Origin of the sequence: Streptomyces sp. WAC07094 (genome assembly GCF_036320405.1) — a bacterium.
Classification (GTDB): domain Bacteria; phylum Actinomycetota; class Actinomycetes; order Streptomycetales; family Streptomycetaceae; genus Streptomyces; species Streptomyces lannensis.
In genome coordinates this window covers 4,622,562-4,649,388 of sequence record NZ_JAVMJZ010000001.1, presented here as the reverse complement: position 1 = coordinate 4,649,388, position 26,827 = coordinate 4,622,562, and the positions used below count along the sequence as shown (strand labels likewise).

Annotated in this window: 24 protein-coding genes and 1 pseudogene; 13 read left to right on the top strand and 12 right to left on the bottom strand. The window is 71.5% G+C overall.

All coding sequences use genetic code 11. The annotated features are described in order from the left end of the window. The first annotated feature begins 20 nt into the window (after positions 1-20). Both RCR19_RS20575 and serC read left to right on the top strand, forming a co-directional pair. Positions 21-1,243 (top strand): annotated as a pseudogene (locus tag RCR19_RS20575) (cytochrome P450). 129 nt (positions 1,244-1,372) lie between these two features. Beyond that, a complete protein-coding gene (serC, locus tag RCR19_RS20570) occupies positions 1,373-2,491 on the top strand; it encodes a phosphoserine transaminase (protein ID WP_331266465.1) in 1,119 nt (372 codons plus the stop codon). A gap of 73 nt (positions 2,492-2,564) precedes the next feature. Here the strand turns inward: serC and RCR19_RS20565 are convergent, their stop codons facing one another. Next, on the bottom strand, positions 2,565-3,551 hold the full coding sequence (locus tag RCR19_RS20565) for a WD40 repeat domain-containing protein (RefSeq protein ID WP_331266464.1): 987 nt from the start codon (positions 3,549-3,551) through the stop codon (positions 2,565-2,567). 140 nt (positions 3,552-3,691) lie between these two features. On the opposite strand from RCR19_RS20565, the gene RCR19_RS20560 reads away from it, so the two are divergent. Together RCR19_RS20560 and RCR19_RS20555 are read left to right on the top strand one after the other, a co-directional pair. After that, a complete protein-coding gene (locus tag RCR19_RS20560) occupies positions 3,692-4,375 on the top strand; it encodes a GDSL-type esterase/lipase family protein (protein WP_331269499.1) in 684 nt (227 codons plus the stop codon). 146 nt (positions 4,376-4,521) lie between these two features. After that, positions 4,522-5,514: an aldo/keto reductase gene (locus RCR19_RS20555; protein ID WP_331266463.1), complete on the top strand. Its 993-nt coding sequence runs from the start codon at positions 4,522-4,524 to the stop codon at positions 5,512-5,514. 237 nt (positions 5,515-5,751) lie between these two features. On the opposite strand, the gene thpR is transcribed toward RCR19_RS20555, so the two are convergent. Next, on the bottom strand, positions 5,752-6,324 hold the full coding sequence (thpR, locus tag RCR19_RS20550) for an RNA 2',3'-cyclic phosphodiesterase (RefSeq protein WP_331266462.1): 573 nt from the start codon (positions 6,322-6,324) through the stop codon (positions 5,752-5,754). Positions 6,325-6,375: 51 nt separating this feature from the next. On the opposite strand from thpR, the gene RCR19_RS20545 reads away from it, so the two are divergent. After that, positions 6,376-6,882 (top strand): GNAT family N-acetyltransferase, encoded by a 507-nt coding sequence (locus RCR19_RS20545; RefSeq protein WP_331266461.1) that lies wholly within the window; start codon positions 6,376-6,378, stop codon positions 6,880-6,882. A gap of 36 nt (positions 6,883-6,918) precedes the next feature. On the opposite strand, the gene RCR19_RS20540 is transcribed toward RCR19_RS20545, so the two are convergent. Beyond that, the gene (locus tag RCR19_RS20540; RefSeq protein WP_331266460.1) at positions 6,919-8,355 is read right to left on the bottom strand and encodes an MFS transporter; all 1,437 of its coding nucleotides are present in this window, start codon (positions 8,353-8,355) and stop codon (positions 6,919-6,921) included. A 57-nt stretch (positions 8,356-8,412) separates the two neighbouring features. Then, the gene (locus RCR19_RS20535) at positions 8,413-8,850 is read right to left on the bottom strand and encodes a MarR family transcriptional regulator (protein WP_059127055.1); all 438 of its coding nucleotides are present in this window, start codon (positions 8,848-8,850) and stop codon (positions 8,413-8,415) included. Positions 8,851-9,044: 194 nt separating this feature from the next. Here RCR19_RS20535 and RCR19_RS20530 point away from each other — a divergent pair, with 194 nt between their 5' ends. Further along, positions 9,045-9,227, top strand: a complete 183-nt coding sequence (locus tag RCR19_RS20530; protein ID WP_220293651.1) for a ribbon-helix-helix protein, CopG family — start codon at positions 9,045-9,047, stop codon at positions 9,225-9,227. A 43-nt stretch (positions 9,228-9,270) separates the two neighbouring features. On the opposite strand, the gene RCR19_RS20525 is transcribed toward RCR19_RS20530, so the two are convergent. After that, the gene (locus RCR19_RS20525; protein WP_331266459.1) at positions 9,271-10,722 is read right to left on the bottom strand and encodes an NCS2 family permease; all 1,452 of its coding nucleotides are present in this window, start codon (positions 10,720-10,722) and stop codon (positions 9,271-9,273) included. 252 nt (positions 10,723-10,974) lie between these two features. On the opposite strand from RCR19_RS20525, the gene RCR19_RS20520 reads away from it, so the two are divergent. Continuing rightward, the gene (locus tag RCR19_RS20520) at positions 10,975-11,226 is read left to right on the top strand and encodes a DUF2530 domain-containing protein (protein ID WP_331266458.1); all 252 of its coding nucleotides are present in this window, start codon (positions 10,975-10,977) and stop codon (positions 11,224-11,226) included. 106 nt (positions 11,227-11,332) lie between these two features. Next, positions 11,333-13,726 carry an HAD-IC family P-type ATPase gene (locus RCR19_RS20515; RefSeq protein WP_331266457.1) on the top strand — a complete coding sequence of 798 codons (2,394 nt, stop codon included), beginning with the start codon at positions 11,333-11,335 and terminating at the stop codon, positions 13,724-13,726. A gap of 42 nt (positions 13,727-13,768) precedes the next feature. Here RCR19_RS20515 and RCR19_RS20510 read toward each other — a convergent pair whose 3' ends face one another. The 4 genes from RCR19_RS20510 to RCR19_RS20495 form a co-directional block, all read right to left on the bottom strand. Further along, on the bottom strand, positions 13,769-14,686 hold the full coding sequence (locus RCR19_RS20510) for a hypothetical protein (protein ID WP_331266456.1): 918 nt from the start codon (positions 14,684-14,686) through the stop codon (positions 13,769-13,771). Positions 14,687-14,906: 220 nt separating this feature from the next. Next, positions 14,907-15,695 carry a hypothetical protein gene (locus RCR19_RS20505; protein WP_331266455.1) on the bottom strand — a complete coding sequence of 263 codons (789 nt, stop codon included), beginning with the start codon at positions 15,693-15,695 and terminating at the stop codon, positions 14,907-14,909. A gap of 233 nt (positions 15,696-15,928) precedes the next feature. Then, positions 15,929-19,048, bottom strand: a complete 3,120-nt coding sequence (locus tag RCR19_RS20500; RefSeq protein ID WP_331266454.1) for a molecular chaperone Hsp90 — start codon at positions 19,046-19,048, stop codon at positions 15,929-15,931. 121 nt (positions 19,049-19,169) lie between these two features. Further along, a complete protein-coding gene (locus RCR19_RS20495; protein ID WP_331266453.1) occupies positions 19,170-20,096 on the bottom strand; it encodes a DUF3027 domain-containing protein in 927 nt (308 codons plus the stop codon). A 453-nt stretch (positions 20,097-20,549) separates the two neighbouring features. Between RCR19_RS20495 and RCR19_RS20490 the strand changes: the two genes are divergently transcribed. The 4 genes from RCR19_RS20490 to RCR19_RS20475 all read left to right on the top strand — a co-directional run bounded on the left by RCR19_RS20490 (position 20,550) and on the right by RCR19_RS20475 (position 24,099). Further along, positions 20,550-21,977: an MFS transporter gene (locus RCR19_RS20490; RefSeq protein WP_331266452.1), complete on the top strand. Its 1,428-nt coding sequence runs from the start codon at positions 20,550-20,552 to the stop codon at positions 21,975-21,977. Between the two features lie 94 nt (positions 21,978-22,071). Then, positions 22,072-22,539, top strand: coding sequence for a DUF2771 domain-containing protein (locus tag RCR19_RS20485; RefSeq protein WP_331266451.1), 468 nt, complete (start codon positions 22,072-22,074; stop codon positions 22,537-22,539). Further along, positions 22,509-23,261 (top strand): futalosine hydrolase, encoded by a 753-nt coding sequence (locus RCR19_RS20480; protein WP_331266450.1) that lies wholly within the window; start codon positions 22,509-22,511, stop codon positions 23,259-23,261. Before RCR19_RS20485 ends, RCR19_RS20480 begins: the two co-directional genes overlap by 31 nt. Further along, positions 23,245-24,099, top strand: a complete 855-nt coding sequence (locus RCR19_RS20475; RefSeq protein ID WP_331266449.1) for a 1,4-dihydroxy-6-naphthoate synthase — start codon at positions 23,245-23,247, stop codon at positions 24,097-24,099. Before RCR19_RS20480 ends, RCR19_RS20475 begins: the two co-directional genes overlap by 17 nt. 6 nt (positions 24,100-24,105) lie before the next feature. Here RCR19_RS20475 and RCR19_RS20470 read toward each other — a convergent pair whose 3' ends face one another. Further along, positions 24,106-24,489: a cold-shock protein gene (locus RCR19_RS20470; protein WP_059127043.1), complete on the bottom strand. Its 384-nt coding sequence runs from the start codon at positions 24,487-24,489 to the stop codon at positions 24,106-24,108. Between the two features lie 175 nt (positions 24,490-24,664). Here RCR19_RS20470 and RCR19_RS20465 point away from each other — a divergent pair, with 175 nt between their 5' ends. After that, a complete protein-coding gene (locus RCR19_RS20465; RefSeq protein ID WP_331266448.1) occupies positions 24,665-24,916 on the top strand; it encodes a hypothetical protein in 252 nt (83 codons plus the stop codon). 3 nt (positions 24,917-24,919) lie between these two features. Here the strand turns inward: RCR19_RS20465 and RCR19_RS20460 are convergent, their stop codons facing one another. Both RCR19_RS20460 and RCR19_RS20455 read right to left on the bottom strand, forming a co-directional pair. Further along, positions 24,920-25,555, bottom strand: a complete 636-nt coding sequence (locus tag RCR19_RS20460) for a haloacid dehalogenase-like hydrolase (RefSeq protein ID WP_331266447.1) — start codon at positions 25,553-25,555, stop codon at positions 24,920-24,922. 74 nt (positions 25,556-25,629) lie between these two features. Next, positions 25,630-26,616 (bottom strand): hypothetical protein, encoded by a 987-nt coding sequence (locus RCR19_RS20455; RefSeq protein ID WP_331266446.1) that lies wholly within the window; start codon positions 26,614-26,616, stop codon positions 25,630-25,632. Positions 26,617-26,827 lie beyond the last annotated feature (211 nt).

Here is a 26,827-nt window from a genome sequence, read left to right as displayed (position 1 = left end):
CAGCCTGGAAGCCCCTCCGCATGACCACTACCGAAAGACCCCCCATAGCCTTGGACCCCTTCGTCCGCGATCTGGACGCCGAGAGCGCCCGGTTGCGGGAGGCGGGCCCGCTCGCCGCCGTGGTGCTGCCCGGCGGCGTTCCCGTGTGGGCGGTCACGCACCACGCCGAGGCCAGACAACTGCTGACGGACCCGCGACTGGTCAAGGACATCACCGTGTGGGGCGCCTGGCAGCGCGGTGAGATCGCGCCCGACTGGCCGCTGATCGGCCTCGCCGACCCGGGCCGGTCCATGCTCACCGTCGACGGAGCCGACCACCGCCGGCTGCGCGCACTGGTCGCCCAGGCGCTGACGCCACGACGGGTGGAGGAGATGCGGGAGCGCATCACGAAACTGACGGAGGGTCTGCTCGACCGGCTGCCCACGGACGGCGGCACGGTCGACCTCAAGGCGGAGTTCGCCCATCCGCTGCCGATGTACGTCGTCGCCGATCTGATGGGCATCGAGGAGTCCCGACTGCCGCGCTCAAGGAGCTGTTCGAGAAGTTCTTCTCGACACAGACGCCGCCCGAGGAGGTCCTCGCGACCCTCACCGAACTCGCCGGGATCATGGCCGACACCGTCGCGGCCAAGCGTGCCGTGCCCGGCGGCGACCTGACCTCCGCCCTCATCGAGGCCTCCGCGAACGGCGACCGCCTCACCGACCAGGAGATCGTCTCCACCCTCCAGTTGATGGTGGCCGCGGGCCACGAGACGACGATCTCGCTGATCGTCAACGCGGTGGTCAACCTGTCGGCCCACCCCGGGCAGCGCGCCCAGGTGCTGAGCGGTGGGGCCGAGTGGTCCGCGGTGGTCGAGGAGACCCTGCGCCACTCCGCCCCGACCTCGCATGTCCTGATCCGGTTCGCCACCGAGGACGTCCCGGTCGGCGACCGGATCCTCCCGGCGGGCGACGCACTGATCGTGTCCTACGGCGCGATCGGCCGGGACGAGAAGGCGCACGGACCGTCCGCGGGCGTCTTCGACATCACCCGGGAAACAAAGATCCGGCACATCTCCTTCGGCCACGGTCCGCATGTGTGCCCCGGGGCGGCCCTGTCGCGGCTGGAGGCGGCGGTGGCGCTGCCGGCCCTCTACGGACGTTTCCCCGACCTGGACCTGGCGGTCCCGGTGAGCGAACTGCGCCACAAGCCGGTGGTGACCCAGAACGACCTCTTCGAGCTGCCGGTGCGGCTGACCCCGTAGGGCAGGGGGACGTCGAGGATCCCCGGACAGGGATCCTCGTATTTCCCTACAGGTCATGGGCCGGAGGGCGTCGTCTCATCGAACGGACACGTTTCCGCCCGGTTTCGCCGAGGGGATACCCTCCGGCTCGTGGCTGACATCCAGATTCCTGCTGACCTCAAGCCCGCTGACGGCCGATTCGGCGCGGGTCCCTCCAAGGTGCGGGTGGAGGCGCTGGACGCCCTCGCCGCCACGGGCAGCTCCCTGCTCGGCACGTCCCACCGCCAGGCCCCGGTCAAGAACCTGGTCGGCAGCGTGCGCGAGGGCATCGCCGAGCTGTTCCAACTCCCCGACGGCTACGAGGTCGTCCTCGGCAACGGCGGTTCCACCGCGTTCTGGGACATCGCGACGCACGGCCTGATCGAGAACAAGTCGCAGCACCTCAGCTTCGGCGAGTTCTCCTCCAAGTTCGCGAAGGCCGCGAAGCTCGCCCCCTGGCTCGCCGAGCCCACGATCATCTCCTCCGAGCCGGGCACGCACCCGCAGCCGGAGGCCGAGGCGGGTGTCGACGTCTACGCCTTCACCCACAACGAGACGTCCACGGGCGTCGCGATGCCGATCGCGCGCGTGGACGGGGCGGACTCCGGCTCCCTGGTGCTCGTCGACGCCACCTCCGGTGCCGGCGGTCTCCCGATCGACATCTCCGAGACGGACGTCTACTACTTCGCGCCGCAGAAGTCCTTCGCCTCCGACGGCGGCCTGTGGATCGGTGTGTTCTCGCCCGCCGCGCTGGAGCGCGCCGAGCGCGTCCATGCCTCCGGCCGCCATGTCCCGGAGTTCTTCAGTCTCCCGACGGCGATCGACAACTCCCGCAAGAACCAGACGTACAACACCCCGGCCCTCGCCACCCTGTTCCTGCTCAACGAGCAGCTGAACTGGCTGGGCGGCCAGGGCGGCCTGGACTTCTCCGTCCGCCGCACGGCCACCTCGGCCCGGACGCTGTACGGCTGGGCCGAGGACGTGAAGTTCGCGACGCCGTTCGTCGCCGACCCGGCCAAGCGCTCCCAGGTCATCGGCACGATCGACTTCTCGGACGAGGTCGACGCGGCGGCCGTCGCCAAGGTCCTGCGCGCCAACGGCGTCGTCGACACCGAGCCGTACCGCAAGCTCGGCCGCAACCAGCTGCGCGTCGCGATGTTCCCGGCGATCGACCCGGCGGACGTCGAGGCCCTGACGAAGTGCGTCGACTACGTGATCGAGAAGCTCTGACCTTCCCCAACGTCCACGTCGCCGAGGGGCGCCCGGTCCACACCGGGCGCCCCTCGCCCGTGTCCGCGTCCCGTCACCGGCGCGGATCGCGGCGCAGCAGTCTCTTGATGCCGAAGACGAGGGCGAGGCCCACGACGAGGGCCAGTGCGCCGATCTTGTAGTCGGCCTTCGGGGTCGACCCGCCGTCGGCCCCGGCGGGCTGACTCCCCTTCCCGGACGGCGACTTGGAGTCGCCACTCGGGCCGTAGGGCACGCTCTCGGCCTTCACCTGGCTGTCGGTCCCCTCACTGCCGTAGAGGAGCTTCGACCCGTCGGCCGTGTACGTGACGGACTCGCCCTGCTGTTGCAGGGGCACGTCGAGCCGGCCCTGCCGCTTGATCCGGCCGCCGTTCCACTCGTACGCGATGCCGCCGAAGTAGCCGCGTACGGCGAGCTGGCCGCCGTCGGGGGAGAAGGCGGCGTCGGTGGCCCACAGGTCGACGGGGGCGACGGGCCGGAAGACGTTCGTCCCGGTGGGGGACAGCTGCGCCGGGCCCTCGTAGAGATGCCCGCCGTCCTCCTTCTTGTCGATGATGTACACCCGCCCGGTCTTGGGGTGCACCACCAGCGACTCCGCGTCCCGTGCCCCGTTCGAGTACTTCACCACGTACTGGGTGGCACGGATCGTCCGGTCCTGGAGCACCTTGGGTTCGGGCAGCTTGTAGATCCAGACGTACGGCCAGGAACCGCCGAGGTTGTCTCCGATGTCACCGACGTAGATCTGGTTCCCCGGCCCGATGGAGACGGCCTCGACGTCACGGGGGGTGCCGACGCCGCGCAGGGTGATCGTGGCGACGGTCTTCCCGGTGCGGCCGTCCACGGCGTAGAGATACGGCCCGTCGTCACTGTCGTTGTGGGTCCAGTAGATCCCCGGGTGCAGACGGGAGGCGGCGAGCCCGCTGGACTCGGTGATCCGGGGGTCCTTGATGGTGAAGCCGCCGTCGTCGTCGGCGGCGGACGCGGGCGCGGCGAGCGCACCGATGAGTAGGGCCCCGGAGAGGAACACGAGCGATCGACGCATGCCCCAAGCCTGCCATCCGAGCCTGTGGTCCACCGGCCCGGCGATCCGGACGGCGCCCCGCGGACGGGCGTGTCGATCCTCACACCGTGCCGCCCCATACGTCCGCCCTGCGTCCCGCGGCGATCGTCCATGATGAGCGGATGCTCAGGTTCATGCCCGTTGGCGACTCCATGACGATCGGCAGCGCGGGCGAACACACATGGCGTCACCGGCTGTGGCGCCATCTGTGCGCGACGTACGACGGCCCGTTCACGCTGGTGGGACCGCGCGAGACGCTGTACGACAAGGCCGCGGACGCACCGACGTCGTACGAGTACGCCGAGCCCGCCTTCCCCCGCGCCCATCTGGCGGGCTGGGGCGAGGGCTGGATCCATATGGCGCCCCTCATCGCCGACGCCGTGCGCGAGTCGCGGGCGGACGTCCTGCTGGTCTCGCTCGGCCTGATCGACCTGGGTTTCTACACGAACGCGGAGCAAACCGCGAAGAACGTGGAGGAGTTCGTCAACCGGGCACGGACCGCCGACCCGCGCATCCACATGGTTCTGCTCCCCGTGATCCCCAACATCCGGGCGCAGGAGGACGCCGAGTTCGGGACCGAGGTGGCCCTCTTCAACGAGCTCCTGGCGAAGGCGGTGGCGGACCTGGACGAGCCCCGCTCGCCGCTCCTGCTGACCTCGGTGCCGCCGTCGTACGACATCCACCACGACACCTACGACGGCACGCACCCGAACGCGAGCGGCGAGCACAAGATCGCGGCCGCGTTCGCGGACGCGATGTACCAGGGGTGGGGACTGTGCGAGGAGTACGACGCGGAATCGGCCTGACCGCATCCCGGCGTGCGCCGGTCACCGCGCGGCAACCGGACCCCCCTCGGACTCACCCCGGGAACGGACGTGTTCCCCCGCGGCCGGCCCGGGCGGCGATCATCCCCCTTGCCTAGAGCGCACTCCACGCCGTTGGCTGGGCAGTCATGGAGTACACGCAGCTCGGACGCACAGGACTCAAGGTCAGCCGACTCGTCCTCGGGACCATGAACTTCGGCCCGCAGACCGACGAAGCGGACAGTCACGCGATCATGGACGCGGCGCTGGACGCGGGTGTCAACTTCTTCGACACCGCCAACGTCTACGGCGGGCCCGAGAACAAGGGCCGTACCGAGAGGATCGTCGGCAACTGGTTCGCCAAGGGCGGCGACCGGCGCGACAAGGTCGTCCTCGCCACCAAGGTGTACGGCAACATGGCCGCGGCCGGCGACGCCTGGCCCAACCACGACAAGCTCTCCGCCCTCAACATCCGGCGGGCGGTCGACGCCAGCCTCAAGCGGCTGCAGACCGACTACATCGACCTGTACCAGTTCCACCACATCGACCGCCGGACCCCCTTCGAGGAGATCTGGCAGGCCATCGACGTCCTGGTGCAGCAGGGAAAGATCCTCTACGTCGGGTCCAGCAACTTCCCCGGTTACAAGATCGCCCAGGCCAACGAGATCGCGGCCCGGCGCAACGGCACCATCGGCCTGGTCAGCGAGCAGTGCCTCTACAACCTCGCCGAGCGTCGGGCCGAGATGGAGGTCATCCCGGCAGCCCAGGACTACGGCCTCGGTGTCATCCCGTGGTCGCCGCTCCAGGGCGGGCTGCTGGGCGGCGTCGTCAAGAAGGAGGTCGCGGGCGGCCGCCGTGCCACCGGCCGCGCCGCCGAGACCCTTGCCGACCCCGGCGCCCGGGCGAAGATCCAGGCCTACGAGGACCTGCTCGACAAGCACGGGATCGACCCCGGTGAGGCCGCCCTGGCCTGGCTGCTGACCCGTCCCGGGGTCACCGGCCCCATCGTCGGCCCGCGCACCGCCGAGCAGCTGGAGTCGGCACTGCGGGCCGTCGAGCTGGAGCTCTCGCAGGAGGTCCTGGACGGTCTCGACGAGATCTTCCCCGGTCCCGGCCCCTCGCCGGAGGCCTTCGCCTGGTAGGCAGGCGCTGCCCCGGCCGGTCCTGGTCCCGAGGTCGTCCCGGTCTGCCGGAAGGGTCTTCCGGCAGACCGGGACGTCTTGCGTCACAAGGGAGGGGTCGTCGCGGCAGGGCGCCGGCGGCAGGCTACTTTCCGATCGCCGCGGCCATCGCCACCACCGCGAACATCAGCACGAGCACACCGGCCATGATCCGGTTACGGGTCTTCGGGTCCACGTATCGAGACTAACCGGGCCCCGTCACCCGTCCGCCCCGAGCCCCCACCGGCCCACCGTCTCGTAGCGCGGCTGCTCCCCCGGCACCCCGGACCTCGGCAGCCTGCTGCGGACGAGGCTCAGCTCCCCGACCGTCCACTCCCGTCCCGCGAACACCTCGAGCGCCGCGACGTACGGCCGGAAGTCCGCGGCCCCCCGGCTGCTGCGTGCCAGCGTCAGATGCGGGCGGTGGGGGCGGTGCTCCCCCGTCTCCACGCCCGCCTTCCGGCCCGCGGACTCGGCACGGTCGGCGAGCAGCCCCATCGCGGCGACGTCCCCCGACGCCCCCACCCACAACGCCCGGCCGCCGAAACGTCCGCCTCCGTGCAGGGACAGCCGGAACGGCTCGGTGCGCCGGGCCGCCCGCGCCAGCCGCTCGGACAGGTCCGGTACGGCCTCCTCGTCCACCTCACCGTAGAACGCGAGCGTGAAGTGCCAACCGGGCCGTGCCGTCCAGCGCATCCCGTCCGCCCCCGGCAGACGCTCCAACGCATGGACGGTGGAGGCGAGTTCACGGATCGCTTCGTCAGGCGGCAGCACCGCGGCGAAGAGTCTCATGACCTCACACTTCCAGGGAACGGATCACTCGGCCACCGTCATCATGGGGGGATGCTGATACGCAGAGGCACCACCGACGACATCCCCGTGATCCTCGGTCTGCTCGACGGCGCGGTCGCGTGGCTCGTCTCACAGGGACGCACCCGGCAGTGGGGCACCCGGCCCTGGTCGGAGCTGCCCAGAGGCGAGGAGACCGTGCGCAGGTACGTGACGGGCGGCGAACCCTGGATCGCGGAGATCGACGGCGTCCCCGCGGGCACGCTCACCCTCACCGACGGGCCCGGCGCCTACCTGGCACCCGCGGACGAACCCGAACGCTATGTCCATCTGCTGGCGGCCGACCATCGCTTCTCGGGCCGCGGTGTCGGCGGCGCGCTTCTCGCCCATGCGGTCCAGGAGGCCCGGCGCGCGGGCGTCGGTCTGCTGCGGGTCGACTGCTACGCGGGGGACGACGGCAAGCTGGTCGGCTACTACGAGCGCAACGGCTTCACCCGGACGGAGGCCTTCACCGTCGGCGAGGACCAGTGGCCGGGCCAGGTGCTGGCACAGCGCGTGTGACACCTCGAGGGGCGCCCTGGGACGCCCCTCGAGATGTCACACCGACGCCGTCGCCGGCTGCTCCCGCTGGGCACGCGGTACGAAGCGCACCCGCGGATACCCGCGGTCCCAGCCCACGGCCAGCCGCAGGCCGCCGACCCGTGCCAGGATCAGGCCGATGGTCACGGCCGCCGCGGCCGATATCAGACCACCCACCGCGAACCCGATCCGGGCGCCGTAGGCGTCCGTGATCCAGCCGACCACGGGGGCACCCAGCGGCGTACCGCCCATGAAGACCATCATGAACAGGGCCATGACGCGGCCGCGCATCGCCGGGTCCGTGCCCATCTGGACGGTCGTGTTCGCCGTGACGTTCACCGTCAGACCGCAGATCCCTATCGGCACCATGAGCAGCGCGAACAGCCACAGGGACGGGGCCACGGCGGCCACGACCTCCAGCACACCGAAGGCGGCCGCGGCCGCGATCAGCAGGCGCAGCGGGGCCGTACCGCGCCGGGCGGCGAGCAGCGCGCCGGTGAGCGAACCGAGCGCCATCAGCGTGTTGAAGAGGCTGTAGGCACCGGCGCCTGCATGGAAGACATGGTCCGCGTAGGCCGAGAGCCAGACCGGGAAGTTGAAGCCGAAGGTGCCGATGAACCCGACGAGGACGATCGGCCAGATCAACTCGGGGCGCCCGGCGACATAACGCAGTCCTTCACGGAGCTGGCCCTTGCCGCGCGGGGCGCGCTCCACCATGTGCAGCTCCCGGGCGCGCATCAGCAGCAGGCCGCTGATGGGCGCGAGGAAGGACACGCCGTTGAGCAGGAAGGCCCAGCCCGTGCCGACACCGGTGATCAGGACACCCGCGACGGCGGGGCCGACCAGCCGGGCGGACTGGAAGTTCGCCGAGTTCAGGCTGACCGCGTTCTGCAGCTGCCCGGGGGCGACCATCTCGGAGACGAACGACTGCCGGGCCGGGTTGTCGACGACCGTGGCGAGTCCCACGGCGAAGGCCGCGAGGTAGACGTGCCAGACCTGGACGTGACCGGTGAGGGTCAGGAAGGCGAGGACAAGTCCCGTGGCACCCATGGCCGACTGCGTGACCAGCAGGGTCCGGCGCTTGGGCAGGCGGTCGACGAGGACACCGCCGTACAGACCGAAGAGCAGCATCGGCAGGAACTGCAGCGCCGTGGTGACACCGACGGCGGTGGAGGAACCGGTGAGGCTCAGCACCAGCCAGTCCTGGGCGATGCGCTGCATCCACGTGCCGGTGTTGGACACCACCTGGCCGAGGAAGAACAGCCGGTAGTTCCGCACGCGCAACGAGCTGAACATCGAGGACCTGGCGGGCTCGGCCCGCCCGGGGGCGTTCGTGGTGGACGTGGGGGGCTTCGAGGGTCCGGGGCTGCGGGGAGCACCGGTGGGGTCGTGGGCGGACGGGGAGTCGTGGGCGGCTGGTGCGGGGGCGGAAGCTGCTCCGGTTCCCGAACTCAAAAGATTTCGCCTCCTTGCGATGGGGTTGTCCCTACGGCCGCGGGTGGGGGCCGCGTGTCACAGATGCGCGAGCTTCTCCAGGACGGGGGCGGCGGCGCGGAGTTTCGCCCACTCGTCCTCGTCCAGACCCTCGACCAGTCCCGCAAGGAACGCGTTTCGCTTCCGGCGGCTCTCCTCGAGCATCGCCTCGGCCCGTTCGGTCTGCGTGACCACCTTCTGGCGCCGGTCCTCGGGGTGCGGCTCCAGCTGGACCAGACCCTTGCTCTCCAGCAGCGCCACGATGCGGGTCATCGAGGGCGGCTGGACATGCTCCTTGCGAGCGAGCTCGCCGGGCGTGGCGGAGCCGCAGCGGGCGAGGGTGCCGAGCACCGACATCTCGGTCGGGCTCAGCGACTCGTCGACCCGCTGGTGCTTGAGTCGGCGCGACAGCCGCATCACGGCGGAGCGGAGAGCGTTCACGGCGGCAGCGTCGTCGCCATGGGTCAGGTCAGCCATGCTCTTTAGCGTAACTCATTACCTTCTCTAAAGACCACTCGAGCGCGCGGTCCGTACGGGCGACGCCGGCCATCACCCTCTCCGCATCTTCGAGCCGGCCGATAAAACCCCTGAGCGGCACTCATCACCCATATGAGTGATACAGCAGCGGAACGTGACACACCGCGCGCCCCGGTCCGGCAACCCTCATAGCCATGGGGACCGACGTGCTCAGCGTGCGGGTGGACCGGGAGCTGCTCGACCGGCTCCGGCACCATGCCGCGAAAAGAGGAATGAGCGTCCAGGACTATGTCGTCCGGACGCTCATTCGGGATGACTTCGACGAGCGCTTCCACGCCGCCGTCGAGGAGACGGAACGCTTCTACGGGGTCACCTGACCCGGCGGAGGCCCTCCGAGCCGCCGGGCCTCGCCCCCGCGGCTCAGGTCAGACCCAGCGCCGGCATCAGGTAGTAGAAGCCGAAGACCGCCGCCACCACGTACATCGGGACCGGGACCTCACGACCGCGGCCCGCGGCCAGGCGCAGCACCACGAAGGTGATGAAGCCCATGCCGATGCCGTTGGTGATCGAGTAGGTGAACGGCATCATCAGCATCGTCACGAAGGCCGGGACGGCGATCGTGTAGTCGGCCCAGTCGATCTCCTTGACGGAGTTGGACAGGATCAGGAAGCCGACCGCGACCAGCGCCGGGGTGGCCGCCTGGGACGGGACCATCGTGGCGACCGGCGTGAGGAAGAGGGCCACGGCGAACAGCGCGCCCGTGACCACGTTCGCCAAGCCCGTGCGCGCGCCCTCGCCGACGCCCGCCGTGGACTCCACGAAGCAGGTGGTGGCCGAGGAGGAGCTGGCACCGCCCGCCGCGACCGCGATGCCGTCGACGAAGAGGACCTTGTTGATGCCGGGCATGTTGCCCTCGGCGTCGGTCAGCTTGGCCTCGTCGCCGATGCCCATGATCGTGCCCATCGCGTCGAAGAAGCACGACAGCAGGACCGTGAAGACAAACAGGATTCCGGTCAGCACGCCGACCTTGCCGAAGCCGCCGAACAGGCTGACCTTGCCGATCAGGCCGAAGTCGGGAGTGGCGACGGGGTTGCCGGGCCACTCCGGGACCGTCAGGCCCCAGGTCGAGATCGTCGTGACCGCGTTGAGGACGAGCGCGAGGACCGTCATCGCCACGATCGAGATCAGGATCGCGCCCGGCACCTTGCGCACGATCAGCGCGAAGGTGAGCAGCGTGCCGACGATGAAGACCAGGACGGGCCAGCCGTTCAGATGGCCGTCGCCGCCGAGCTGGAGGGGGACCGTCGTCTGGGCGACGTCCGGGATGCGGGTGACGAAGCCGGAGTCGACGAGACCGATCAGCATGATGAACAGGCCGATACCGATCGCGATGCCCTTGCGCAGGCCGAGCGGCACCGCGTTCATCACACGCTCGCGCAGACCGGTGGCCACCAGCAGCATCACCACGAACCCGGCGAGGACGACCATGCCCATCGCGTCCGGCCACGACATGCGCGGAGCGAGCTGGAGCGCGACGACCGTGTTCACGCCGAGGCCGGCGGCGAGCGCGATCGGCACATTGCCGATGACACCCATGAGCAGCGTGGTGAAGGCGGCCGTGACGGCGGTCGCGGTGACCAGCTGACCGTGGTCGAGGTGGTGCCCGTACACGTCCTTGGCGCTGCCGAGGATGATCGGGTTCAGCACGATGATGTAGGCCATCGCGAAGAACGTGGCGAAACCGCCGCGAATCTCGCGCGGGAGCGTGCTGCCCCGCTCGGAGACCTTGAAGTAGCGGTCGATGGCGCCGGACGGGGGCGTGGTGCCCGGCTGCTGCGGGGCGGGGACCTTGGCGGGAGCCGAGGTGGGCATGCGGGACCTCAATGCTGCGGGCGACCGGTGACAAAAGCGATCGAGTCGGGCTGTCGCCTGATCACCAAGGGACTTCCTCAACGCTTCCTTTGGTGGTTCATACGAACAGAAGCAGCCAGACTCGAACCGTTTCAGTATGAACATATAAGGCGTAGATCGCTATCTCCGCGCGTAGACCCTTGGTACGCAAGGGGTCCCCGCAGTTCCCGGGGTGTCCGCCGCCCCCGGCCGGACTCCTCGTAAGCTGTGGGCATGGCGAAGTGGACCCCCAGACACGAGGCGCCGGAGCCCCTGGAGGGCCCCGTGGTCGCCACCATCACCGGCGGCACGATCCTCTGGTTCGTCCTCTTCCTGGCCCAGCTCCCGTTCTACGGCTGGTTCGCCGACCACGGGCACACCTGGTGGCTGTGGACCTGTCTGGCCGGCGCGGGCCTCGGCTGCATCGGGATCTGGTACGTCCGCAGGCGCGACGCGGCCATCAAACGGGCCGCGGCCCGTCAATAGCCCCGAGGTTCCCCCTACACCCACCGCACGAGAGCCGTCCTCCCCTGGTCGGATCTTTGGGCTGCTCGGCGGGTGAACGCGCAAATCCACACGTACCGTCGAATGCATGACGCACATCGACGCGGGCGCCGAGCTCGATCCCGTGCACCCCGTCCCCGTGCCGGGGCAGACGCGGGGGCTGTCCGCCACCGAGGTGGCCGAGCGGGTCGCCCGTGGGGACGTCAACAACGTCCCCGTCCGCAGCAGTCGCACCCTGGGCGAGATCGTCCGCGCGAACGTCTTCACCCGCTTCAACGCGATCATCGGCGTGCTCTGGCTGGTCATGCTGTTCGTGGCGCCCTTCCAGGACAGCCTCTTCGGGTACGTGATCATCGCCAACACGGGCATCGGCATCATCCAGGAGTGGCGTGCAAAGAAGACCCTGGACTCGCTCGCGGTGATCGGCGAGGCGAGGCCTACGGTGCGCCGGGACGGAGTGGCCGCCGAGGTCGCCACCTCCGAGATCGTGCTGGACGACGTCATCGAGGTGGGCCCCGGCGACAAGATCGTGGTCGACGGCTCCTGCGTCGAGGCCGACGGTCTGGAGATCGACGAGTCACTGCTGACCGGTGAGGCCGACCCGGTCGTCAAACGGCTCGGTGATCCCGTCATGTCCGGCAGCTTCGTCGTCGCTGGGACCGGCGCCTTCAAGACCACCAAGGTGGGGCGTGAGGCCTACGCCGCCCAGCTCGCCGAGGAGGCCTCCCGGTTCACCCTGGTCCACTCCGAACTGCGAAGCGGCATCTCCACGATCCTCAAGTACGTGACGTGGATGATGGTCCCGACCGCGATCGGCCTGGTCATCAGCCAGTCGGTCGTCAAGCAGCACGGCTTCAAGGACTCCATAGCCCGCACGGTCGGCGGCATCGTGCCCATGGTCCCCGAAGGGCTCGTGCTGCTGACCTCCGTCGCCTTCGCCATCGGGGTGATCCGGCTCGGGCGCAAACAGGTCCTCGTCCAGGAGCTGCCCGCCATCGAAGGGCTCGCCCGCGTCGACACCGTCTGCCTGGACAAGACGGGCACCCTCACCGAGGGCGGCATGGACGTCACCGAACTGCGGCCGCTCCAGGGCGCCGACGAGACCTACGTACGCAAGGTGCTCGGCGCACTCGGCGAGTCGGACCCGCGCCCCAACGCCTCCCTCCAGGCGATCATCGACGCCTACCCGGACAGCGAGGACTGGCGCTGCATCGAGGCGCTCCCCTTCTCCTCCGCCCGCAAGTACAGCGGCGCCTCCTTCAGCGAGGGCGACGGAGAGTCCAGTACATGGCTACTGGGCGCCCCGGACGTCCTGCTGGACCCCGACGACCCGGCCCTGGCCGAGACCGAGCGGCTCAACGAACAGGGGCTGCGGGTGCTGCTGCTGGCCCGCACCGCCCGGGACCTGGACGACCGGCGGGTCACGTCCGGTGTCCGGCCCACCGCCCTGGTCGTCCTCGAGCAGCGGCTGCGCTCCGACGCCGCCGACACCCTGCGCTACTTCGCCGACCAGAACGTCCACGCCAAGGTGATCTCCGGCGACAACGCGGTCTCCGTGGGCGCGGTGGCCGGAAAGCTCGGTATCGCCGGCGAGACGGTGGACGCGCGGCGGCTGCCCACGAACCAGGACGAGATGGCGAAGTCACTGGACAAGGGCACCGTGTTCGGACGGGTCACCCCGCAGCAGAAGCGGGACATGGTGGGAGCGCTGCAGTCGCGCGGACACACGGTGGCGATGACCGGCGACGGGGTGAACGACGTACTCGCGCTCAAGGACGCGGACATCGGTGTCTCGATGGGTTCGGGCTCGGAGGCGACACGGGCCGTCGCTCAGATCGTGCTGCTGGACAACAGCTTCGCGACGCTGCCCTCGGTGGTCGGCGAAGGCCGGCGGGTGATCGGGAACATCACCCGGGTCGCCACGCTGTTCCTGGTGAAGACCGTGTACTCGGTGCTGCTCGCCGTGCTGGTGGTGTGCTGGCAGGTGGAGTACCCGTTCCTGCCCCGGCATCTGACGCTGCTGTCGACCCTGACGATCGGCATCCCGGCCTTCTTCCTGGCCCTGGCCCCCAACAAGGAGCGGGCCAGGCCCCATTTCGTACGGCGGGTGATGCGGTACTCGATCCCGGGCGGGGCCGTGGCCGCGATCGCGACCTTCGTCACCTACCTGGTCGCCCGCCACCACTACACGGGCCCGGGCGCGCTGGACGCGGAGACCAGCGCGGCCACCCTCACCCTGTTCCTGATCTCCATGTGGGTATTGGCGATCGTCGCCCGCCCCTACACCTGGTGGCGGGTGCTCCTGGTGGCCGCGATGGGTCTGGCGTTCCTGTTCGTCCTCTTCGTGCCGTCGCTGCAGAACTTCTTCGCGCTGAAGCTCGTCGGGATCGCGATCCCCTGGCTCGCGGTCGGCATCGCGGCGGTGGCGGCGGTCGTCCTGGAGTTCCTCTGGAAGTGGGTCGACCGCCGCTTTCCGGCGTGACGCGGTGGCAGCCGGCCACCGCGTCCGAAGTCGCCGGGCCGGTTACCTGACGTCGACGAAGTCACCCGCGGCGTTGACCGCGGGGGTCGTCGTGTTGCCCGCGAAGGCGTAGCGGTAGTAGCCGTCCACGGAGGCCTTGACCGTGGTCTTCAGATTGCCCGTGCTGCTCGTCCTGATGGTCCTGACCGTGGTGTAGGTGCTGCTGCCCTTCTTGCGGAACTGCAGCTTCACCGACTGGCCGGTGTAGTTCCCGTACTTGTTGGTCTCCCAGTTGGCGCGGGACAGCTTGCCCGTCACCGTGATGGTCCCGCCCTTCTTCACCGGCTCCGGCGAGGCGTTGACCGTCAGCGTGGAGGTGCGCTGGACGAGCGTCTTCGCGAGGCCGCCCTGGTCGGCGATGCCGATCTTGGAGACGTCCGGATCGGTCACGTCCAGTTGGCCGTTCCAGTCGATGGCCTCGGCTGCGGCGGTCCAGGAGCCCGCGTCGGCGTTCTCCAGATCTCCGTAGGCCGCGTAGATGTCGATCCTGCCCTTGCAGGCAGCGACGGTCGACGAGGTCGCGGAGCAGGTGGCCGCGGCGTCGCCGAGGACGAGGTTGCTCCAGTCGTCGAAGGAGCCCTTGTACAGGTACGGGTCCGTCTCGAAGTCCGGCGCGGTGACGTCGACGTCGGCGCCATGGGTCAGGGTGTACGAGACCGGGATGGAGACGTGGCTGGTGGGGCCCACCTTGTACGCCTTGCCGATCTTGAAGTTGGAGAAGGTGACGTTCAGCTCGTACGGCGCGCCCGCGGCGCGGGTGCCGGCGGTGAACGCCGTCCTGCCGTGCCCGGAGGCCTGCAGGACCGCTCCGAGGGCCGCGCGGTGGGAGGAGCCGGAGTCGGCGGCCCGGGCGGCCGGCGCGACGAGGGCGGCGACAGCCAGGGCGCCGGAGACGGCGGCCAGGGTGGCACGTGTGCGCATTGCGCTCTCCAAGTGGAGAAAGGGGCCTCCGCGGACTGGCTTCATGCGGGGCCGGATGTCTGCTGAGCCTCTTGGCTCGGGTCATCGGATCGGCTGCCGGAACGAATGGTTGTACGACTCCTGATCCCTCGTTCCGTGGTGGCCGGACGGTCGACGTGCCGTCGACGCAACGGCCCCCGCGCCCTGGTGGGCGCGGGGACCGGCAGGCGCTTGTGTCGGATCACCTCACGTCGACGAAGTCACCGGCGGCGCTGACGCCCGCGACGGTCGCGGAGCCCGCGAAGGTGTAGCGGAAGTACCCGTCCGCCGACGCCTTGACCGTGGTCTTCAGGCTGCCCGTCGAGGACGTCTTGATGGTCTTCACCGTCGTGTAGGTGGTGGAGCTCTTCTTGCGGAACTGGAGCTGGACGGACTGGCCCGCGTAGCCCGTGTACTTGCCGGTCTGCCAGTCGGCGCGGGTCAGCTTGCCCGTCACCGTGATGGTCCTGCCCTTCGCCACCGGCTCCGGCGAGGCGTCCACGGTGAGCTTTCCGCCGCGCAGCACCTTGAGGTGCCCGAAGTCGCCCTGCCACGTCGCGTGGTAGTCCTTGTCGACCGCGACGGCGCCGACCGTCCAGGTACCGGCGTCGGAGTTGAGCAGGTCGCCGTCGGCGGGGCGGATGTCGACGGTGGCCTTGCAGTTGAGGACGGTCGAGGACGCGGCGGTGCACGTACCCGGGTTGTCACCGCCCAGGAGGGCGCTGGGCGCGGTGATCTTGGTGCCACGATAGATGACCGGCCCGGACGCGAAGGTGCTCGGGTCGAGGCTCGCGGAGTGCGTCACGGTGTAGGTGGCGGCGACGGAGACCTTGCCGGTGGCGCTGACGGCGATGTTCTTGCCCTGGTTCACCTTGACGTTCGAGAAGGTGACGGCAGGGCCCGCGGTGCCGGCGGCGTGGGCGGCCGGTACTGCGAGGGCGGAGAGGGCCAGGGCACCGGTGAGGGCGGCCACGGTGGCACGAATACGCATTGCGTTCTCCACGAGGAGAAAGGGGCCCAGAGGTGCGATGCGCCGCCCCTGGGGCCCAAGTGACTGGGGAGTCTGTTGACTCGCGGGAAGAGATCAACGGGCGAAACGCATGGTTGTACGAGGCGGGATTCCTTTTTCCCTCCTTTACCGCAGCGCCCGCCCGCGCACCGGGCCGCCCGCTCCGGCGCCCCTCGGTCACGGACCGGCGGGGCCGGGGCGGGCGGCCGGACCGCTCAGTCGAACCAGCGGTCCCGCGCCAGCTCCTCGGTGCGGGAGGGGTCCTCCAGCAGGGCGGCGACCTCGAAGCGGCGCGGCCACTGCCCCGCGGCCCAGGCGAGTCCCGCGGCGACGCCCTCGAGGGTGGCGGCGTGGAGCGCACCGTCCGAGGTCAGCCGCCAGTCGATCTCCACCCCGTCGGCGACGAGTTCCTCGTGCTCGACGTACGAGGCGGGGGTCGCGGACCCGAGCAGCACCCGTACGGACTCCGGCACGTCGTGCTCGACGCCCTCCGAGGTGACCTCGCCCGTCACCGACCGGCTCAGCCGCCGCACCTGGAACAGCTCGGCGAGATCGGCTGCCAGCACCGGACGCACGGGCAGCAGCGGGACGCCCTCGGTGAACGGCAGCAGATCCGGCGAGTCGACCACCACCGCCTCGGCGGCGTCCACGACGGTCACCCGGCCGTCGACGACCGCGCGCAGGTCGTCCGGCAGGGTCACCTGCTCCGGGTCCAGGCCTGCCAGGGCGCCGTACAGGGCGTGCAGTTGGGCTGCCGAGACATGCCGATCGGGTTCGGCGAGCCGGTCGAGCAACTCGGCGGCACCGCCGGGTTCGTCGAGCAGGGCGGACACGGAGGTCCGTACGCCGAGTGCGCGCAGCACCTGCTCGTCCTCGAAGCCGGTCGCGTCGGCCTCGTCGTACAGGCCGCGCAGCAACGGGTCGCCGCCCGCGGCCCGCAGACCGGCGGGGCGCCGCCCGCCGAGCACCGGGTGACCGCGCAGCCACCAGGCGGTGTACGGCCGCACGATCTCGTGGGTGCCGTCCGGCAGCAGGATCCGCACAGGCTGGGTGAGCGCGTCCCGCAGCGGGGGCTGCGAGAGCAGGGCCAGGGCCTGCGGCCAGCGGTCGTCGTCGACGAGGTCGAGATCGCGCACGGCGACGACCTCGGTCGCGACCGGGGGTACCGGTGTGTCGGGCAGCCGGTCGAGGACGTCCTCGCACCAGACGTCGACGGCGTCGAGCAGCCCGACGTCGTCGGGCTCGGGGAACTCCGAGTCGCGGGGCTCCAGTTCGTCCGGGTCGAGCACCACGTCGGTGGCCCGGACCAGGGTGAAGTTCGCGAGCACGCCGCAGGCCGCCAGCGGCTGTTCGCCCCAGCGTTCGGTCATTTCGGCGTCCACGAAGGCGAGTTCGCCCTCGCGCATGACTCCGGCGAACGGGCTTCCGGGCAGCACGAGTTCACCGGCGGGAGCGAGCTCGCCGTCCTCGTCGGGCAGCGCCAGAGCGCCGAGCCAGGGTTCGTCACCGGGTTCGAGCCCGGCTTCGCGGACCAGGGCGAGCACGCTGTCGGCCAGTTCCTCGGCCTCCAGGCCCTCCTGGTCCCAGCTCGCGCCCTCGTCGTCGAGGGAGGCGGCGACGGCGGCCCTGACCTGCGGGGTGGTGAGCACGGCGCGCGGGGTCGCCGGAAGGGAGCCCAGCTTCTCCAGAAGGGGGTGGGCCGCGTCCGGGTGGGCGACCTTCAGACCCAGCCGGGCGAGTAGGTCGGGGGCCACCGGCGGCCCGTCCCCGCCGGGCAGCAGGATCTGCCGGGGCCCGATGGTGGTGCGTCCGTCGGCCAGCGGGACGGGCAGCCCGGAGAGCCGGTCCGGGTCGACCCCGGCCAGGCTGTCGTACAGCCGCCACCACCAGTCGGGCTCCTTCTCGAGCCCAGCGAGCCGGTCGACGGCCTCCGTCAGCGGCACCCGCGCCACACCCAACGTGCGCAGTTCGACGCGGCGTTCCAGACCCGCAGGCAGCAGACTGGGCAGGACCTCGGCGAGCACCCGGACGGTGGCGGCACCCGCACCCTCCACGATCTCGGCGTCCCGCGGACGCAGCGCCTCGGGCAGTTCGGAGTCGTCGCCCGCGTCGTTGGCGGGCGGCAGGAACGCGGTGCGCGGCAGCCGCTCGAGGACGGCCTGGCGCAGCGCGCCGTCCAGCTCCCCCTTGCCCAGCGGACCGGGGATCAGGTCGATGGCTCCGGGCGTCACCGGGCGCCAGGCGGCGAGGAGTTCGGCGTACGCGTCGGCCGCGCGCTCCACCAGGTACGCGGTCAGCGCGCCGGCCGCGGCATGGCGCCGGGTGGTGTCCAGCGGGAACGAGGCGATGAGCAGGGCGGGCACGCCGAGCGCCTCGTCGCTGGGGGTGGGCGCGTGCACCACCGGTGCGGTGCGTGGCTCGGCGGGGGTGCCGTCGGCGTTCACCGGCACGGCCCAGGTGACCGACCAGTGGGGGCGCAGCCGCTCCTCGACCGGGCGGTCGGCGAGAAGATCCGCGGTGAGGGGGCCGTGCCGGGAGACGGTGCGCCAGCGGGTGGCGCCCCCGCGGGAGTCCTCGACGACCGTGTCGGCTCCGTCGCTGCGCCGGCGCAGGATGCGCGGCCCGGCGCCGCCGATCTCGACGACGACCTCCTCGAGCCCGGGCAGGGCGAGCAGGAGTGCGTCGTCTACGCCCTGGAGGAGGCGTTCGGCGAGGTCTGCGGCGGCCGCGTCGCGCAGCGGCAGGATGACGACGGTGTCGTAGGGGTCGGGAGCCGTGCCCTCGGCGGCGAACGGCAGCCTGAGCAGCGGCACATGGCCGTCGCGGCGGCGGATCTCGTCGCCGAGGCGCAGGCTCTGCCCGGCGGCCTCCTCGGCCAGTGCCCGGGCTTCGGCCAGGGACCAGCGGACACCGCCGTGCCGGCCGACGACCGCCGGCTCGTCGCTGACGGCGAGGACGGCCGCGAAGCCGACGCCGAAGCGGCCGACGGTGGGCTCGTCGCCGTCGCGCTTGGCGGAGGCCCGCAGCGTGGACAGCGACTCGGCACCGGCCGCGTCCAGGGGCGCGCCGGTATTGGCCGCGACGAGCACCCCGTCGCGGAGGGTGAGGCGGAACCGGCCCGGGACACCGGCCCGCGCCGCCGCGTCGGCGGCGTTCTGCGCGAGCTCGACGACCAGACGGTCGCGGTAGCCGCCGAGTACCAGGTCCTCCTCGGCGTTGGCGTCCTCGCGGAACCGGGCGGGGCTGGTGGCCCAGGCGTCCAGCACACCGCGCCGCAGGCGCGCCGTCCCAAAGGGGTCCGCGCCCTCGGCCGCCGGCTGCACCAACTTGCTCACGGTTCACTCTCCCTCTCAGCGCGTGCGGGACGAAGGTACCGTGCGCCGTGGGTGCCGCGGACCGCGGAATGCCGCCGTCGGCCGAGGTGGCCGCCGCCCCGGACCCTCCCGGGGCACCGCGTCAGGAGTGACCCAGCTCCGCCGCGGACTCGTCCGACACCGCCGGCACGGAGCCCGAGTCGGGGGACGGCCGCAACGGGAACGGCTCCACCCTGGTCTCGTCGACCACCGGAGGGGCGGGCCGCGGTGTCTTGGGCATGACCGCCGCCTCCGAGTGCGCTCCGCAGCCGTAGGACAGGGAGACCATGCGCCCGTCCGCCGGGGAGAACTCGTTGGCGCACACGCCGAAGGCCTGCCCGAGCGAACCGCCCACCGGCACCAGGAAGGCGCAGCTGACACAGGTCGCGGGCGCCGCCTGGGCCATGGGGGTCTTCGGCCCGAAGGAGTCCTCCCAGCGGTCGGCCGCCGTGTGCAGTCCGTAGCGGGACAGCACCCGGGCCCGGCCCATGCCCAGTTCCTCGGCCACGGCCGCGATCGATCCGCGCGTCGGCGCGATGGGCAGGTTCGCCGGGGCTCCGCCGGTGACCTCCGCGTCCTCCGCCTCGACCAGCTCCGCCATCTCCCCGGACACCGCGGCGTTCGGCGGCGGCTCCTCCTCGCCGCAGAACCCGGGCTCCAGACGCAGGTCCTCGGCGTCCGTCGGCAGCAGATCGCCGGGGCCGAGGTCACCGGGGCGCAGCCGCTCGCTCCACGGCACCCACTCCGGGGCGAGCAGCGCATCGGGGCCGGGCAGCAGGACGGTCTCGTCGAGCGTGACCACCTTGGCGCGCGAGGCCCGGGCCACCGTCACCGCCCAGCGCCAGCCCCGGTACCCGAGCTCCTTGCACTCGAAGAAGTGCGTGACAACACGGTCGCCCTCGGACACCGTCCCGACATGCTCGCCGACCACGCCGGGCGCGGCCGTCTCCTCGGCGGCGGCGCGGGCGAGGTCGACCGCCTCGGCGCACAGGCGGTCGGGGGTGCGGCTTCGCGTTGTCGCTGCGCTCACGGGTATCGCTTCTCTCCTACGCCGTCTCACGGGTGCGCCCTTCCTCGGCTGCGGGTGCGGACGGAGCGGACCAGCGGGCCGCGTCGACGTCCGCGCCCGATCGCGCTCGGGCACACCTACACCACCCATTCTGCGGGATGGATGAGAGGCGCGCGGCCGAGAACGATCGCCACGGCGCGCTACGCACGCTACCTTCTCCCGGCCGCTGCGCCCACACCGAGTCGCTGGGCATTCCCGGAGCGCGGCACTCCGGGCACCGGCCGAAGGCCCCGCAGCGGCGGCTTCCGGCCCCCGAACACGGCGAGCACGTTCCGTGTCCCGGACCGTCGGGCCCGCGCGCGCCGCGCCATCCGGCCCGCCGCCCCGGGCCGCCCGCACCCCCGCGGGACGCCACTCGGTCACGTACGGGCGGTAACCGCACTACCCCCGCCGTTCTCGGGGCACTATGACGGGGTGGCAGCCGCGAGGTCGTCCCAGGGAACCGCCGGGGTCAACGGGGTCAAGGGACGTGAGCGAAGTGGCGGTTCGGGCCGGTTCGGCGGGTCCGTCCGCGCGGTCGGCCGTGCCCTCCACCTGCCCGTGACCGGCGCCGCCCGCGGCATCCGCAAGGCCACCCACGCGCACGGCGCGGGCGAGTCCGGGCTCGGCAAGCTGATCGAGCTGCATGCCGTGAACGGCGCGGGCGACGTGATGATCACCGTCGCCCTGGCCTCCACCGTCTTCTTCTCCGTGCCGACCGACGAGGCCCGGGGACGCGTCGCGCTCTACCTCGCCATCACCATGGCGCCGTTCACGCTGCTGGCCCCGGTGATCGGCCCGCTCCTGGACCGGCTCCCGCACGGGCGCAGGGCCGCGATGGCGGCCGCGATGCTCGCCCGCGCCCTGCTCGCGCTGATCATCTCGGGGGCGGTCGCGGCCGGCGGAATCGAGCTGTATCCGGCCGCGCTCGGCGTGCTCGTCGCGTCCAAGGCCTACGGAGTCGTCCGCAGCGCTGTGGTGCCCCGGCTGCTGCCGCCCCGTTTCTCCCTGGTGAAGGCCAACTCCCGGGTCACCCTCGGCGGCCTCCTCGCCACCGGCGTGGCGGCGCCCATCGGCGCCGGGCTGCAGACCATAGGTCCGGGCTGGCCGCTGTACGGCGCCTTTGTGATCTTCATCGCCGGCACGTTCCTGTCGTTCTCGCTGCCGCCGAAGGTCGACTCCGCCAAGGGCGAGGACGTCGCGCTGCTCGCCGCGGACGCCGAGCACCTGCGCGGCCCGCATCGCAGCAGCACCGGGCGCCGTCCGGGACTGCGCACCGTCGGCCCCGCCGTCACCCACGCACTGGGGGCCAATGCCGCCCTGCGCTGCCTGTCCGGGTTCCTGATCTTCTTCCTGGCCTTCCTGCTGCGCGAGCACCCGCTCGCGGGTGAGAGCGCGGCGGTGTCCCTGGGGATCGTCGGCGTCGCGGCGGGCGCGGGGAACGCACTCGGCACGGCCGTCGGCGCCTGGCTGAAATCCCGCGCTCCCGAAGTGATCATCGTGACGGTCGTCGCGATGGCGCTGGGCGCGGCGATCACCGCGGCGATCTTCTTCGGCGCGTTCCTGGTCGCGTCCCTCGCGGCGGTCGCCGGGTTCGCCCAGGCACTGGCCAAACTGTCGCTGGACGCGCTCATCCAGCGGGACGTGCCGGAGCTGGTCCGCACCTCCGCGTTCGCGCGCTCCGAGACCCTGCTGCAGGTCGCCTGGGTGCTGGGCGGGGCGATCGGCATCGCGCTGCCGCTGAACGGGGTGCTCGGGCTCGTGGTGGGCGCCGCGATCGTCGCCCTGGGCTGGCTGGCGACCGTCCGGGGCCTGCTCGCCTCGGCCCGCCGCGGCGGCGCCGCGAAACCGCGGGTGGCCTGACCGGCGGGGCGTGCGGCACCTGATCGCACGAGTGCGCGGCACGTCGCACACCCCACGTGGGGAGTGGGCCGGACGTGCCCGATAGCCTTCGGCCATGACCGCACTGCGTTCCCGCCGCGCCGTAGCCGCCCTCGGCGCCGTCTCCGCCGGACTCCTCCTGCTGTCCGCCTGTAGCAAGCCGACGCCGCTGGCCACCGTCACGGTCGGTACGGACTCGGTGAGCACCGAGACCGACTGCTACAACGACGGCAAGGAGATCACCACCGCGCAGGCGGCGCCGTGCCTCGACCAGAAGTCCAAGGACATCAAGTCGATCAAGGTCGACCCCGACGACACGGTCCGCTTCGGTGTCGACCCGAGCATCGCGGACCAGGGCTGGACGATCCTGATGAACGGTCAGCCGCTGACCGAGTCCAGCAAGAAGACCTACCGCACGATCCCCGGCAGCGTGTTCTTCAACGCGCAGTACGGCGCGAGCGGCAACTCCACCCTCGTCTCCATCAAGGAGGGCGAGAGCAAGGTGACGGGTCTGTGGTCCTTCAAGCTCGAGAAGGCCTCCTGATCACGTCCCGCGCACACGTTCTGATCGCCACCGCGGTCCCGGCCGAACGGGACGCGGTGGCCGGTGCGTTCGCCGGACCGGCCGTGGAGGTCCCGCTCCCGGGGGTGACCCTGCACCGCACCGGCGGCCTGGACCTCGTCGCGGCCGGTGTGGGTCCCGCGCTCGCCGCCTCCTCCACCGCCTCCGCGCTCACCGCCGCCGCCCTGCGGGGTGCCCCCTACGACCTCGTGGTCTGCGCGGGTGTCGCAGGCGGTTTCGCGCCACACGCGCCCGTCGGCTCGCTTGTCGTCGCCGACGACATCGTCGCCGCCGATCTCGGCGCCGAGACCCCGGACGGATTCCTGCCCGTCACCGAGCTGGGCTTCGGCACCTCCGGTCACCGGCCACCGGAATCACTCGTACGAGACCTCGCCGCCGCCACCGGTGCGCTCACGGGTGGCGTGCTCACGGTCTCGACCGTGACCGGGAGCGCCGCGCGCGCCACGGAGCTGCGCGCCCGTCACCCGCATGCGCTCGCCGAGGCGATGGAGGGGTTCGGCGTCGCCGAGGCGGCCGCCGCGCACGGCACACCCGTCGTGGAGATCCGCGCCGTCTCCAATCCCGTCGGCCCGCGCGACCGCGCCGCCTGGCGCATCGGCGACGCCCTCACGGCCCTCACCGAGGGTTTCGGGAAGCTCGCGCCCGTACTGGAGAGTTGGAATCAGCATGACCGCAACCCATGAGCCCCTCCGGATCGCGTACTCGCCCTGCCCCAACGACACCTTCGTCTTCGACGCCTGGGCGCACGGCCGGGTACCGGGTGCCCCCGGCCTGGACGTCACCTTCGCCGACATCGACATCACCAACGGCATGGCCGAGCGCGGCGAGTTCGACGTCCTGAAGGTGTCGTACGCCGTCCTGCCGTACGTCCTCGACGAGTACGCCCTGCTGCCGTGCGGAGGCGCGCTGGGGCGCGGCTGCGGCCCGCTGGTGCTGACCCGCGAGGCGGGGACCGACCTCACCGGACGGACGGTCGCCGTGCCGAGCGAGAAGTCGACGGCGTATCTGCTCTTCCGGCTCTGGGCCGCGGACACCGTGCCCGGCGGGGTCGGAGAGATCGTGGTCATGCCGTTCCACGAGATCATGCCGGCGGTGCGCGACGGCAAGGTCGACGCGGGACTCGTCATCCACGAGGCGCGGTTCACGTTCCAGAACTACGGGCTGCACAAGCTCGCCGACATGGGCGAGCACTGGGAGGACACCACCGGCCTGCCCATCCCGCTGGGCGCGATCATCGCCAAGCGCTCGCTGGGTGCGGACACGCTGAAGCTGCTCGCCGACTCCGCCCGTACGTCCGTGCGCACGGCCTGGGACGACCCCGAGGCGTCGCGCGCGTATGTCATGGAACACGCGCAGGAGATGGACCCCGCGGTGGCGGACCAGCACATCGGCCTGTACGTCAACGAGTTCACGGCCGACCTGGGCGAGGACGGTTACGCGGCGGTCCGCGGACTGCTCACACGTGCGGCGGCCGAGGGGCTCGTACCGCCCCTCGGCCCGGACGCGCTCGTCTTCCCCTGACCGGGGTCAGACGTCCAGTTGGTCGGCGACCGCGCGCAGCAGACCCGCGATCTTCTTGCCGGAGGCCTTCTCGGGGTAGCGGCCCTTCTCGAGCATCGGTGTGATGTTCTCCAGGAGGGTCGTCAGGTCCTGGACGATGGAGGCCAGTTCGTCCGGCTTCTTGCGCTGCGCGGCGGCGACCGACGGAGCCGGCTCCAGGAGGCTGACCGACAGCGCCTGGTCGCCGCGCTGGCCCGCGACGACACCGAACTCCACGCGCTGTCCCGGCTTCAGGGAATCGACTCCGGCGGGAAGTACCGAGGAATGGACGAAGACGTCGCCGCCGTCGTCGCGGGAGAGAAAGCCGAAGCCCTTCTCGCTGTTGAACCACTTGACCTTGCCGGTAGGCACGTCTGTCCTCGTCCTCGTACTCGTCGGAAACTGCGTCTGCAAAGTGTTTCGGGAAACTGCTCTGGATAGCACTGCAGCGGGCCGTGTGGACCCGCCGGGACCAAGGCTAATGGTCCGGGGGCCGGTGACAAGACGTCGCCGAGTTGTTCCTCGCGCTGGGAACTACCCTGGTCCGGTGCGTGACAAAACCCAAGCGAATTCCGCCGCTGCCGGGGACGGGCTGATCCGTGCCGGTGCCATCGTCTTCTTCGTCGGCGCTGTGGCCACACTGGTCACCGTGGCCCCGCTGCTGCTCGGGACGAAACCTTTCCCGACGTACATGTTCGGCATGAGCATGCTCATGGCCGTGGGCTTCCTCATGGCCGGGGCGGGAGTGCTCCGGTCGATCGCGGAGGGCCGTAGGCGGGCGCGCGAGATCCGGTCCTAGGACCTACCTCGGCAGGCCGTCGCCCGCACCGGAGTAGGAGCTCAGCCAGGCGGGGAACTCGGTGAGATCGGTGAGGACCACGTCGGCGCCCGCCGCCCGCAGTTCGTCGGCGGTGCAGGGGCCGGTCGCCACGGCGACGGAGAACGCGTCGGCGCCGCGGGCACCCCGGACGTCCCCGATGTGGTCGCCGACGTAGACGGCGGCGCCGTGTTCGATCAGCGCCTGAGACTTGCCCTCCGCCCACAGGTCGCCGATGACCGCGTCGGGCTCGATGCCCAGGTGCTCCAGGTGCAGCTTGGCGTTGGGCTCGTACTTGGCGGTCACCACGATCGCCCGCCCGCCGGCCGCCCGCACGGCCTCGATCGCCGAACGGGCCCCGGCCATGGCGGGCGTCGCGGCGATCGCGACATCGGGGTACATCCCGCGGTAGAGGTCGGCGGTGGCGGCGATGTGCTCCGCGGGGAACCAGTTCACCAGTTCGTCCGCCAGCGGCGGACCGAGCCGGGTGATGGCCAGATCGGCGTCGATGTACGTCCCGGTGCGCGCGGAGAGGGCCTGGTAGCAGGCTCGGATACCGGGCCGGGAGTCGATCAGCGTCATGTCGAGGTCGAAGCCGACGGTCAGGGCGCGAGAGGTCATATGGGCGATTGTCCCAGGTGACGTCGGCCGGGAGACAGGGGGCCACCCTGCGCCGCGCGGCACCGCCGGTCCCCTCACCTGGCTCGTTGCGCCCGCCAGAACAGGTACAGGGCGGAGGCGACGGCCGCACCCCTGACCACCCAGGGCCAGGTCTGGACGACCGCGTCGTTCATATGGCCCGCGGCGACGGGTTCGCCCCAGCGGCCGCTCGTGCGGCCCCACAGCCAGACGATGCCGGCGACCGCCGCCAGGCCGGGCATGCCCACGACCGCCCACTTGGACTCGGCGGGGCTCAGCCTGCGGGACGCCCAGGCGATGAGCCATCCGAGGCCGAGGGCGATCCAGTTGCCGAGCACGGCGCCTGCGATCAGGAGCACGGCGGCCAGAAGCAGCAGAGGATTGCGCCGCCCGGTCGGCCGGAACAGCCGGCGGGGCCGGGCGACCGTCGTCTCCTCGGCGGCGGGAGCGGCCTCCGTCACGGGCCCGGGGTCCTTCGGGGCCTCCGGCTTCGGCGGGGTGCCCGGCGGCGGTTTCAGCAGCTCGGGGATCTCCACGCCGCCGACGAACCCGGGCACGCTGTCGCCGAGTCCGAATCCGGCGCCGGCCCCGCCCTCCACCCGCCACCAGTCGGGCCGGGTGGCGCTGTCACCGAGTTCGTGCGCGCCGGCCAGGTGGGGCGGGGACGCGGCATTGCCGGAGGAGTCCTCGGGACGGGGCTCGGCGGGGCGGGGGCGTGGCACCACGCGCCGCAGACCCCTGGGACGCTCCTCGAAGTCGCTCGCCCGCTGCACGGGGACGGCGGCCGGACGGCTCTCGGAACCGGCGCCCGCGGCGCCCCCTGACGCGGCGGCGACCACCTCGTCGGGTGTACCGAGGCGGTCGAGGATGCGGCGGACCGCGGCCGGGCTGTCCACCGGGGACTTCGCCCGCCGGCGGTCGATCTCGTTGCGCAGCTCGGAGACGAGCCGCATACGTGCGACCGACGGCAGCTGACGCTGCTGGGCCAGGTCCCCGACCCGGCTCAGATAGTCGAAGACCAGCTGGTCGCTCTCGATCCCCACGAATCCCCTCCGCGGTGGGCCGCTTTGAGACGTACCGTATCCCCCGCGAACCGTCCCCGGGGGATCCGCCCCCGGACCTTGTATCGGTCCGGCCGGCCCCGCCCTGGAGCCCCTCGCCCCCGGCTTCGCCGGGGCGGAGGGATCCCCGCGACGTCCCGGTCGCGTCCCGACCGGGCTGAACGGTGTGCACCTCCGCCCCACCACGACAACA

Coding starts and splice junctions, on each gene's coding strand:
- RCR19_RS20530 (WP_220293651.1), top strand. CDS start 9,045: ATGGGGACCGACGTGCTCAGCGTGCGGGTGGACCGGGAGCTGCTCGAC.
- RCR19_RS20520 (WP_331266458.1), top strand. CDS start 10,975: ATGGCGAAGTGGACCCCCAGACACGAGGCGCCGGAGCCCCTGGAGGGC.
- RCR19_RS20565 (WP_331266464.1), bottom strand. CDS start 3,551: ATGCGTCGATCGCTCGTGTTCCTCTCCGGGGCCCTACTCATCGGTGCG.
- RCR19_RS20560 (WP_331269499.1), top strand. CDS start 3,692: ATGCTCAGGTTCATGCCCGTTGGCGACTCCATGACGATCGGCAGCGCG.
- RCR19_RS20535 (WP_059127055.1), bottom strand. CDS start 8,850: ATGGCTGACCTGACCCATGGCGACGACGCTGCCGCCGTGAACGCTCTC.
- RCR19_RS20510 (WP_331266456.1), bottom strand. CDS start 14,686: ATGCGCACACGTGCCACCCTGGCCGCCGTCTCCGGCGCCCTGGCTGTC.
- RCR19_RS20475 (WP_331266449.1), top strand. CDS start 23,245: ATGACCGCAACCCATGAGCCCCTCCGGATCGCGTACTCGCCCTGCCCC.
- RCR19_RS20515 (WP_331266457.1), top strand. CDS start 11,333: ATGACGCACATCGACGCGGGCGCCGAGCTCGATCCCGTGCACCCCGTC.
- RCR19_RS20525 (WP_331266459.1), bottom strand. CDS start 10,722: ATGCCCACCTCGGCTCCCGCCAAGGTCCCCGCCCCGCAGCAGCCGGGC.
- RCR19_RS20505 (WP_331266455.1), bottom strand. CDS start 15,695: ATGCGTATTCGTGCCACCGTGGCCGCCCTCACCGGTGCCCTGGCCCTC.
- RCR19_RS20460 (WP_331266447.1), bottom strand. CDS start 25,555: ATGACCTCTCGCGCCCTGACCGTCGGCTTCGACCTCGACATGACGCTG.
- RCR19_RS20485 (WP_331266451.1), top strand. CDS start 22,072: ATGACCGCACTGCGTTCCCGCCGCGCCGTAGCCGCCCTCGGCGCCGTC.
- RCR19_RS20545 (WP_331266461.1), top strand. CDS start 6,376: ATGCTGATACGCAGAGGCACCACCGACGACATCCCCGTGATCCTCGGT.
- thpR (WP_331266462.1), bottom strand. CDS start 6,324: ATGAGACTCTTCGCCGCGGTGCTGCCGCCTGACGAAGCGATCCGTGAA.
- RCR19_RS20555 (WP_331266463.1), top strand. CDS start 4,522: ATGGAGTACACGCAGCTCGGACGCACAGGACTCAAGGTCAGCCGACTC.